This window comes from Leptospiraceae bacterium (assembly GCA_016708435.1).
Taxonomy (GTDB): Bacteria; Spirochaetota; Leptospiria; order Leptospirales; family Leptospiraceae; genus UBA2033.
Map to the genome: position 1 here is coordinate 189,040 of JADJFV010000008.1, position 8,461 is coordinate 197,500.

Below are 8,461 nucleotides of genomic sequence, written 5' to 3' on the forward strand. Positions count from 1 at the left end.
TGCTTTTTACAATCCTTCGATAACGAACTGAGATGCAAACGTTCATCATTCGATTCGAACCGCAACCAACATCGAAGGCTGATCGAAGCCAGACCGAAGGCTGAACGAAGGCTGAACGAAGGCTGAACGAAGGCTGAACGAATGCAAGGAAAGGAAATCCAGATTTCGGGAAATTGGTGCTTTTATTTATGTATAATTCATTGACAAAATATTCCAAAATGTCATATTAGATTAATGTGGAATATCAGAAGGACAACTGATTTTATAGTTTGGATTAAGACATTAGACGATGATGCAAAAGAAGCAATTTTTAAAAATCTTACGATCTTGCAAAGTCTAGGTCCCTCATTAGGAAGACCGCAAGTCGATACGATTAAAGGTTCAAAGATTAAGAATCTAAAAGAGTTGAGAATTCAAAATAAAAATCGAGTTTTTAGAATTTTCTTTGCGTTTGATCCTGAAAGAAATATTATTCTTCTGATTGGTGGGGACAAAAAAGGGGATAATCGTTTTTATGAAACCATGCTTCGCAAGTGCGAAAGGTTATATGAATTGCATTTAAGTCAACTGAGGGGAATGAAAAATGAAAAGAGTAACAAAAAAAAAGAAGTCTGATTTTTTAGATGAGCTGGCAGCAATGCTTCCCAAAGAAAGAGTCGAACGAGCAAGAAAACAAGCAAAGAAAGAAATATATCAAATTCAACTTTCTGAATTACGAAAGAAAATGGGAATCCGTCAAGAGGATATTAAGCTGTATTCGCAATCTGGAATTTCTAAAATCGAAAGCAGAAAGGATATGAAAATTTCTACCTTGATTGAATACTTACATGTAATCGGTCTAGGTATGGAAATAAAAGTATTTCCAAAAGACGTTAGTTCTAATAGGGAAAATATTGTGTTGTTGAGGGCGTGAATCTAGGAGTAATTAAATGAGAGCGTTAAATATCAATTTGCCTGATTCACTTGTAGCTAAGATGGAAGAATTATCTAAAAAAGATGGAATTTCTCTCGAATACTTTGTAAGCTTAGCAGTCGCCGAAAAAATTTCATCGTGGGTTAACGATGGATTTATCCAAGATCGAGCCAAGCGAGCGAATAAAGAAAAATATCTCCAAGTTCTCAAACTAGTTCCTAATCGCGAGCCTCTAGAACATGATAAGTTGTAAAATAATTTTTCTTTACTTATAGAACTTTCTTATTAAAAGTCTTGCCATTAAATTTGGGCTATTCAGTATTAGCCTTGATGCCTTTACTTTTAGATAAATCCCCTGACCCAAAAAAAGCAGAAAAAACAATGGGTTCTTCGACCAAGTTGTTATTACCTGTTAGCCTATTTTTCACTTGCTTGCTACTAGTGATCGTTGCTTCTTTTCAAAATTCGAGTAAAACAGATGAAGAAAAATTAGAAGAACTGCAAGCTAAGATTGAAAAACGTGTCCCCCTACAAAAATTTGAGAAGGAAGCTTATTGTGAATTACTTTGGAAAGTTAAACAGATTAATTTATGTGCTTGCAAAAAGAATTTTATCAAGGATATTGGGAGTCTGACAGGGTATGACATACAAGATTCTGATTTAGATTGGCGTGATTCTGGAAAAACTTTCGATGAAGCTCTACAAGAAGCATTTAGAAGAACGGGAGTTCCAAAAGAACAATTTGAGGCAAAGGAATGGGGACTTGATTTGAATGGAAAGTCTGGAGTTGTGAAATGGGAAGGTCCCGGTGGCGCAGAAGTAAGTGTAGACGCGCCGCATACAACTTTTGGTCCCGATGTATTTCACATTGGTTTTCAATCGCGTGGTAAGAAAGATCAGGTTTCAGGTCATATCTTTTTAGATTGTGTTCCCTATTTTAGGAAAAAACCATGAGAAATTTCGTAAGAGAAAGTATTGAAGAAGCACTAGAGGCTACTGGCTATAAACTGGAAGAACTGTCACCTCTTGAATCTATATTTCTTCGAAATAAAGTTTCTAATAAATTTACGAATAAGGAAGAGACTGACTCTTTATTTTGGGAATCCCTAACAAATAGTTTTGATATTCGAGACAAAGATGCTTGGAAATGGTTGGATGAATTTATTCAACTGAAAGAGTTTTATTTATACTTTGATAAATCAAGCGATTCAACAGTGTATATTTTTCCAGAGAATCAATCCTTTACTAAATTTCTTTCTGAATTTCCGGGATATGTTTTTTATATCACGAACGAAAATTTAGATTTCCTAATTTGCTTTAATGATAGTCATTATCTAATAGCTCTAGGCACTGCTGAATCTTGGCTTCGTAATAAAACTATCGAACTTTCTAAATCCGGTTGGGTCGATATGGATGGACGAAGTTTTCCGTAATCCCTTTCGATTAATCTAATTATGCCTTCTAAAATCCTCATCTTATTTCTACTCTTCCTACTCCAAGCAAGTTGCCTCCTTCGGGATAATGGCTCTTTGCCTGAGTTGTTGATATTAAGGGAGTTGGGGAAGAAGGTGGATTCTGGAAATATAAATATCGTTACACCTACGGTTACAAATTATACAATAGGAGGCACTGTTACCCAACTTGCCTCTGGGAGAACCTTCGTTATACAAAACAATGGAGTAGATGACCTGACTATTTCGGCTAACGGTTCCTATACGTTCAAAACAAGCATTGCGGATAAAACTGCTTATGCTGTAAGCATACTAACACAGCCGATAAATCAAATCTGTGTGCTTGCAAATGACTCCGGCACTCTCGCAGGAGCAAACATAACTAACGTTGACATAACCTGCACTAAAGGAGAATTACTAAGCGGAACGGTTGTCAATCCGCTTACTTTAACAGGAGGAGTGACTACCTTAAATGGTTCTCCTTGCGCCGCTGAAACATCAGGTTGTTCCATTGTTACCGGCTACGCTGATTCTACCTCACCAGACTCAGTAAAATACAATGGTGGACAAGGATTGACAACTGATGGATTAAATTTATATGTAGCTGATCAATATAATCATCGAATTCGTAAAGTAGTAATTGCTACAGGTGTGACAACTACTCTAGCTGGAAGTGGAATACAAGGCTTCTTAGATGGAACAGGCACCTCGGCTAAGCTTGATAATCCGCGTTATATTACTACCGATGGAACTTATATTTATCTTTCTGATTCTTCAAACGATAGCGTTCGTAGAATAGATATAACAACTGGTGTTGTGAAAACGATTGTGACAAATTCTTCCCTTCTGAATGATCCGAGGGGACTCGTAGTATACAATAATATATTATATGTTCTTAACAATAATTCGGACAGGCTAAGACAGATTGATCTTTCTACAAATACAGTTTCCACAATTACTACAACGGGAGTAAGTTTCAGCACTCCTAGAAATATGACAATACTAGGAACAGACCTTTATATCGCAGATTCAGGTGCAGATGAAATTTTAAAAACAACAATTGGAAGTTGGGTGCTTACATCTTTCGTTGGAAGTAGTGCTGGTTATTTCGATTCGGTGACGGGAAACTTGGCTAAATTTAAAGATTTGGAAGGAATGACTACTGATGGAAGCAGTCTTTATATAGCGGATACAGGTAACCATAATATCAGAAAAATAGCAGTGCCTGGCGGTGTTGTAGTACAACCTTAGCTGGACAAACGTTAGCTTCTGCAAGCAACTCAGGATACACAAATTCATCTACCTATACAACGGCAAGATTCAAATCTCCAAAAGGTATTACGTCTGACGGTTTAAATCTATATATATTTGATACTGGTAATAATGCAATTCGTAAGATACAGTAGTTATCATTCAATTCAATGGCCTGTAAAATTTCTGGAATGACAATCTCTCAAACCGCCTAATTCTAATAATCCGCACAATCAATGAAATATCTAATCAAGAACCTATTTACAATTATCCTTTCTGCTAAAAACTACTTGTCAAAGATATATGTATTAATTTTATATTATTATGCGCTCCTTTCTTAATAAATTCGATACAAATCCACAAATACAAACGCCATTATCCCCAAAACAAAATCCGAGAAATAACTCTTTCCTCATTGGAATTATCGTATTTATAAGTCCTCAAGCAAATATAATTGTAAATTTTCTTAGACATGATTTACATGATTTACATGATAAAACGTAAAATCCTGTTAATCCTGTCAAAAATTTCTTTTATTATGCTATTACAAATACTTTTGCTTCATTACTTAGTAATCTCGATTTCTTTTTTTACAATCTTAAACTATGATCCGAGTAATCCGAATGAGCTGATGACTAAACCAAAATAAAAGGCTTGCTTGATTTATAAATTAGAAATAAAATAGAATTATGGAACTCACATTACGAATACCACAAGAAGTATGGATGGCACTTAAATTACCAGACCAAGATATGGAGAATGTTTTACTTTTAGAATTATCCATATCTTTATATGAAAGAAAAATATTATCCTTTGGTAAATCTAGAGAACTATCAGGTCTATCGAAATGGCAATTTCATGAAGAGCTAGGAAAACGCAAAATTGAGCGTCATTATGATTTAGTCGCCTTTGACGAAGATTTAAAGTATGGACTCAGTTAAAGTCGTTAGTAATTCCTCTCCACTTACGTCCTACTTTCATTGACACTAATTTTATAATTTAATTTAAATGTTATGAATGAGAAAAACAGCGTTGATTGTCCATTTAGGGATTAATCTCCATTTGCCTCTCCGAAACCAAGCATAGAGTCTTGCTAATGACAGAATTTCATAGTTGACAGTGAAATTGGATTTAAAAAACTCTTATTATGAATTATATAAAAACCAATAGAAAGAAAACTTTACTCGTAAGCATTTTTATTCTAAGCTTATTATTTATCTGGATACTTCCAATAGCGGCTAATGACGTATTATACGGAACTGTGGCTAAAGTAAAATACTTAATGGGAGATTATCCGCGCGAAGGTAATCTAAAAGTCTTTACAAATAAAATTGAAAAGAATACCCATACGCTACGCGAAGATACGATTGTTGCTTTGAACAAAATGATAGAAGCCTATGATCGCGATAGAGAAGGAAAGAGTAAGCAGCACATTTTTATCGTATCGGCTCATCGTAGTTATGCAGATCAAAAAAGTATTTGGGAACAAAAATACAAAGGCACTCGTAAGATGAGAGAGTCAGTGGAAGGAAAAACTCCCGAGCAAATTATTAAGTTGATTCTTGAATATTCTAGTGCACCTGGAACTTCTCGTCATCATTGGGGGACCGATATGGATATTAACGCATTGCAGAATGATTACTTTAGTGGAAAGGGAAATGGTGCGTTTTTATATGAGTGGTTACAAAAGAATGCTGCCAAGTTCGGATTTTGTCAGCCTTATAATGAGCTTTCTAAACGCGTAACAAAAAGGATACAACGAAGAAAAATGGCATTGGTCGTATGCTCCCGTTGCCAATCAATTACAGAAAGATTGGGAAGAGTCTTTTAAGAAAAAAGAAATAACATTTACAGGAAGATTTTCAGGCTCTGATTTGTTAGGCGATAGACCACTTGAGTATGTAACATCGATTAACCCCGATTGTAAAAATATAAAATAAGCAAAGTCAGCGTATCATTCTATTTTTGTAGATAGGATGATAACGCTGTATACAATTCTTCTGGCTGAAATGGTTTTGTTAAAAAATTGTCTATTCCTGCTTCAATAATTTTTTCTCTCACATCTAACATCACATCCGCAGTCAGAGCTATAATTGGAATATTCCTTTTTTTATTTTCCGCCAAAGAGCGAATAGCCTTTGACGCCTGGTAGCCATCCATTTCAGGCATTTGTAAATCCATTAAGATTACATCGAAATCTTCCCCTATAACTTTTTCTACAGCAAATCTTCCATTCACTGCAGTCTGAATATTTACATTCCATTTAGAAAAGAATTTTTCGAGAACTTTTATATTAATCGCATTATCTTCTACGATTAGAATTTTTAATCCCTTTAGATTTCTTTCTCTGGATTCAATTTTTGTAGATGACTTGATTTGATTTTTAGATTCGGGAATGGCAAGTTTTAATCGGAAAGTAAATTCAGAGCCTTTATTTAATTCGCTTTTTACTTCGATTTTAGATTCCATTAATTGCAGCAACCGACTAACAATAGTTAGTCCCAATCCAGTTCCTCCATACATTCGGGTAGTCTCTGAATTCGCCTGTGTAAATTTATCAAAGATAGAATCTAATTTATCTTCGGGAATTCCTATTCCTGAATCCTCAATTGAAAAATCAATATAGGCAAACTTATTATCCAAGTCAGAAATAGTTCCACTGATTTTAACAAATCCATTTGCTGTAAATTTAATTGCGTTGCTTATTAGATTGGTGAATATTTGTCCTATTCGAATTGGATCTCCTACAAGTGAACTTGGAATTTTTTTATCTAATTCAAAAATAATCTCAATACTTTTTTCCTTTGCTTTCAGAGAATGAGAGTGTATCATATTTGCTATCAAAAATCGAAGATCGAAATCTATTCTTTCAAAATCAATTTTACCCTCTTCAATTTTACTAATGTCTAGAATGTCATTGATTAAGACAAGGAGCTGATCTGCTGAAAATTTTAGGATCTTTAAATTTTCCAAATTGGTAGGATTGTTATTTTCTTCTAATAGATGATTTGTGATTCCAATGATAGCATTCATAGGAGTTCGAATCTCATGACTCATATTGGCAAGAATTTCATTCTTATGTTTGTTTGCTGTCTCGGCTTTTATTTTTTCTGATCGTAAACTCGAAAATAAGTTCTGATTTTTTAACGCCAGGTCATTCACCGTTCTATAGATTGCATAGTTCGAAACTAAAATTAATATGAATGCTACGATCATATGTGTAACGGTGAAATGCGAATAGACAGAAAGTAAATTAACAGCAGGAAGGTAATCAAAATATACCGCAAGTGTAATTACAATGTATAAAACATTTGAAAATAGAAATGCAAATTGTCCTTGTTTTATCTTTGTGTTCAAGGAGCAAAGTGTGATTGCATAAAAATATCCAGCGACTAAAAATGAATTTACGGTTCCCGTTAAATATATCATATAAGAAATTATACTGATATCAATAGCCGGGGGAATAAATTCTAACTTTGGATAAGCGGTTATGTTAATTATTTCAAATTCATATAGAAAAAACCAAAGTAGAGCAAAAAGTAAGAATGCTAGACTTACCAAGCCAAGTCGTAAGTCAGAAAATAAATAGGCAGCAATGCTAATTATAATAATCAGTATGATTCTCGCGAGATTTACGAAAGTATATTGATTTTGCTTTTTAGAAAGCTTTCCAGTTTCCATACAGGTGAAATAAAGCTTAATCTGTTTTGATTACCAGTCAAGTTTTAATCTCATCAAGGAGCTATAGTATACTCTAAACGTAACCTAAAAAACACGGCTTTCGATCATTCTGGCTAATTCGTGTAAGCCGTGAGAACAGTTTAGGTCTATTCAGATTATGCCTGCGATTGTATTTATCTGAACTTTATATCTAAACTGTTCTTTCTCAAAACTTTAAGCTGCTTTTCTTTCTTTAAAATCTCTGTTTTCCTTTCCTGCCTTTTCTGTGAAACCATCAAAGCGAACAGTAGATGCAATTACCTTCCAGCGTTGTCTACTTGCTCCATCGACTGATTTCCATCTGTCTTGTTTGATGTTTCCTAGAATCGTCACCTTTCTTCCTTTCTTTAAAAACTCGGAACAATTCTCTGCTACTTTGTCCCAGGCTTCAATGTCAATGTAAGAAACATCGTTGTTAGCCGCTCCGCTATCATCATCCTTGTAGTCGTGATTGACTGCAAGACTGAATGTAGATACCTTTTTCCCATTACCAACTGTTTTGATTTCTGGATCAGCAGTTAGGTTGCCGTCAAGAATCGCGTAAGCTAAATTTCTCATAATTAAAATCTCCTTTCATAGAGCATTTCGCTCTTCTAATGGAATAGGTAAGAAAACGATTTTTATGTGCGCAATTCTATGAATAAATTACAATAGATTACGTAGTTGAGCTAAAAAAAGAGTTAATATTTTTGCTTATCAGGGATAACGCCTCTTACTCCACCTTTAGGATTGCGAGTATCATTTTTATAGCGAGGGATTACATGTATTTCTAACATGGGAATGACTTGACCGGCTGCTTCTCCATCATTGATTCCGATGTTATAACCGTCTGGTTTAAATTCTCTATCCAAGAATGCTTTTACTTTCTCTACCATCTCCCAAAGAGATTGTTTTTCTTCCGGCAAGGCAGAAAAGTAACTGGCAAAATTTCGTTTGGGGATTACAAGAATATGCCCTCGATTGACTGGATTTTCATCATAGATAGCATAACTCAAATTATCCTCTAATAATTTTTCTCTTTGTGAAAGAGAAGACTTTGCTTTCAGTAAACCTGAATTCGATTTGTTCGATGATAGAGACTGAATTTCTTCCGACAAATCATCAAATGCCTCGTCTGCAAAAAACT

10 protein-coding genes and 1 pseudogene (1 of these 11 cut by a window edge) are annotated in these 8,461 nt (G+C 34.6%); 8 read left to right on the forward strand and 3 right to left on the reverse strand.

Annotated elements, in window-relative coordinates:
* Positions 1-234: 234 nt before the first annotated feature.
* The 8 genes and pseudogenes from IPH52_14080 (at position 235) to IPH52_14115 (ending at position 5,555) form a co-directional block, all read left to right on the forward strand.
* Complete coding sequence (locus tag IPH52_14080) at positions 235-615, forward strand: type II toxin-antitoxin system RelE/ParE family toxin (GenBank protein MBK7056149.1); 381 nt, start codon at positions 235-237, stop codon at positions 613-615.
* Between the two features lie 22 nt (positions 616-637).
* The gene (locus IPH52_14085) at positions 638-913 is read left to right on the forward strand and encodes an XRE family transcriptional regulator (GenBank protein MBK7056150.1); all 276 of its coding nucleotides are present in this window, start codon (positions 638-640) and stop codon (positions 911-913) included.
* A gap of 16 nt (positions 914-929) precedes the next feature.
* Entirely contained in the window at positions 930-1,166 is a 237-nt protein-coding gene (locus IPH52_14090; protein ID MBK7056151.1) for a toxin-antitoxin system HicB family antitoxin, read from the forward strand.
* A gap of 77 nt (positions 1,167-1,243) precedes the next feature.
* Entirely contained in the window at positions 1,244-1,867 is a 624-nt protein-coding gene (locus tag IPH52_14095) for a hypothetical protein (protein ID MBK7056152.1), read from the forward strand.
* Positions 1,864-2,346, forward strand: coding sequence for a hypothetical protein (locus tag IPH52_14100; protein ID MBK7056153.1), 483 nt, complete (start codon positions 1,864-1,866; stop codon positions 2,344-2,346). The genes IPH52_14095 and IPH52_14100 overlap by 4 nt, the downstream gene beginning before the upstream one ends.
* Positions 2,347-2,367: 21 nt before the next feature.
* Positions 2,368-3,615, forward strand: a complete 1,248-nt coding sequence (locus IPH52_14105; GenBank protein MBK7056154.1) for a hypothetical protein — start codon at positions 2,368-2,370, stop codon at positions 3,613-3,615.
* A gap of 689 nt (positions 3,616-4,304) precedes the next feature.
* Positions 4,305-4,556, forward strand: a complete 252-nt coding sequence (locus tag IPH52_14110) for a UPF0175 family protein (protein ID MBK7056155.1) — start codon at positions 4,305-4,307, stop codon at positions 4,554-4,556.
* Positions 4,557-4,762: 206 nt separating this feature from the next.
* Positions 4,763-5,555, forward strand: a pseudogene (locus IPH52_14115) (M15 family metallopeptidase).
* 19 nt (positions 5,556-5,574) lie between these two features.
* Here IPH52_14115 and IPH52_14120 read toward each other — a convergent pair.
* The 3 genes from IPH52_14120 to IPH52_14130 all read right to left on the reverse strand — a co-directional run.
* Entirely contained in the window at positions 5,575-7,296 is a 1,722-nt protein-coding gene (locus tag IPH52_14120) for a response regulator (protein MBK7056156.1), read from the reverse strand.
* A gap of 213 nt (positions 7,297-7,509) precedes the next feature.
* The gene (locus IPH52_14125) at positions 7,510-7,893 is read right to left on the reverse strand and encodes a single-stranded DNA-binding protein (GenBank protein ID MBK7056157.1); all 384 of its coding nucleotides are present in this window, start codon (positions 7,891-7,893) and stop codon (positions 7,510-7,512) included.
* Between the two features lie 122 nt (positions 7,894-8,015).
* Positions 8,016-8,461, reverse strand: partial view of an HIT family protein gene (locus tag IPH52_14130; protein ID MBK7056158.1) — the 3' portion only. The gene runs 79 nt beyond the window's last position; the window shows 446 of its 525 coding nt (coding positions 80-525); its start codon lies beyond the right edge, outside the window; its stop codon occupies positions 8,016-8,018.

Bases quoted from the DNA above. Each gene is read 5' to 3' on its own strand.
- IPH52_14125 (MBK7056157.1), bottom strand. From the start codon at position 7,893: ATGAGAAATTTAGCTTACGCGATTCTTGACGGCAACCTAACTGCTGAT.
- IPH52_14100 (MBK7056153.1), top strand. From the start codon at position 1,864: ATGAGAAATTTCGTAAGAGAAAGTATTGAAGAAGCACTAGAGGCTACT.
- IPH52_14095 (MBK7056152.1), top strand. From the start codon at position 1,244: ATGCCTTTACTTTTAGATAAATCCCCTGACCCAAAAAAAGCAGAAAAA.
- IPH52_14080 (MBK7056149.1), top strand. From the start codon at position 235: ATGTGGAATATCAGAAGGACAACTGATTTTATAGTTTGGATTAAGACA.
- IPH52_14110 (MBK7056155.1), top strand. From the start codon at position 4,305: ATGGAACTCACATTACGAATACCACAAGAAGTATGGATGGCACTTAAA.
- IPH52_14090 (MBK7056151.1), top strand. From the start codon at position 930: ATGAGAGCGTTAAATATCAATTTGCCTGATTCACTTGTAGCTAAGATG.
- IPH52_14085 (MBK7056150.1), top strand. From the start codon at position 638: ATGCTTCCCAAAGAAAGAGTCGAACGAGCAAGAAAACAAGCAAAGAAA.
- IPH52_14105 (MBK7056154.1), top strand. From the start codon at position 2,368: ATGCCTTCTAAAATCCTCATCTTATTTCTACTCTTCCTACTCCAAGCA.
- IPH52_14120 (MBK7056156.1), bottom strand. From the start codon at position 7,296: ATGGAAACTGGAAAGCTTTCTAAAAAGCAAAATCAATATACTTTCGTA.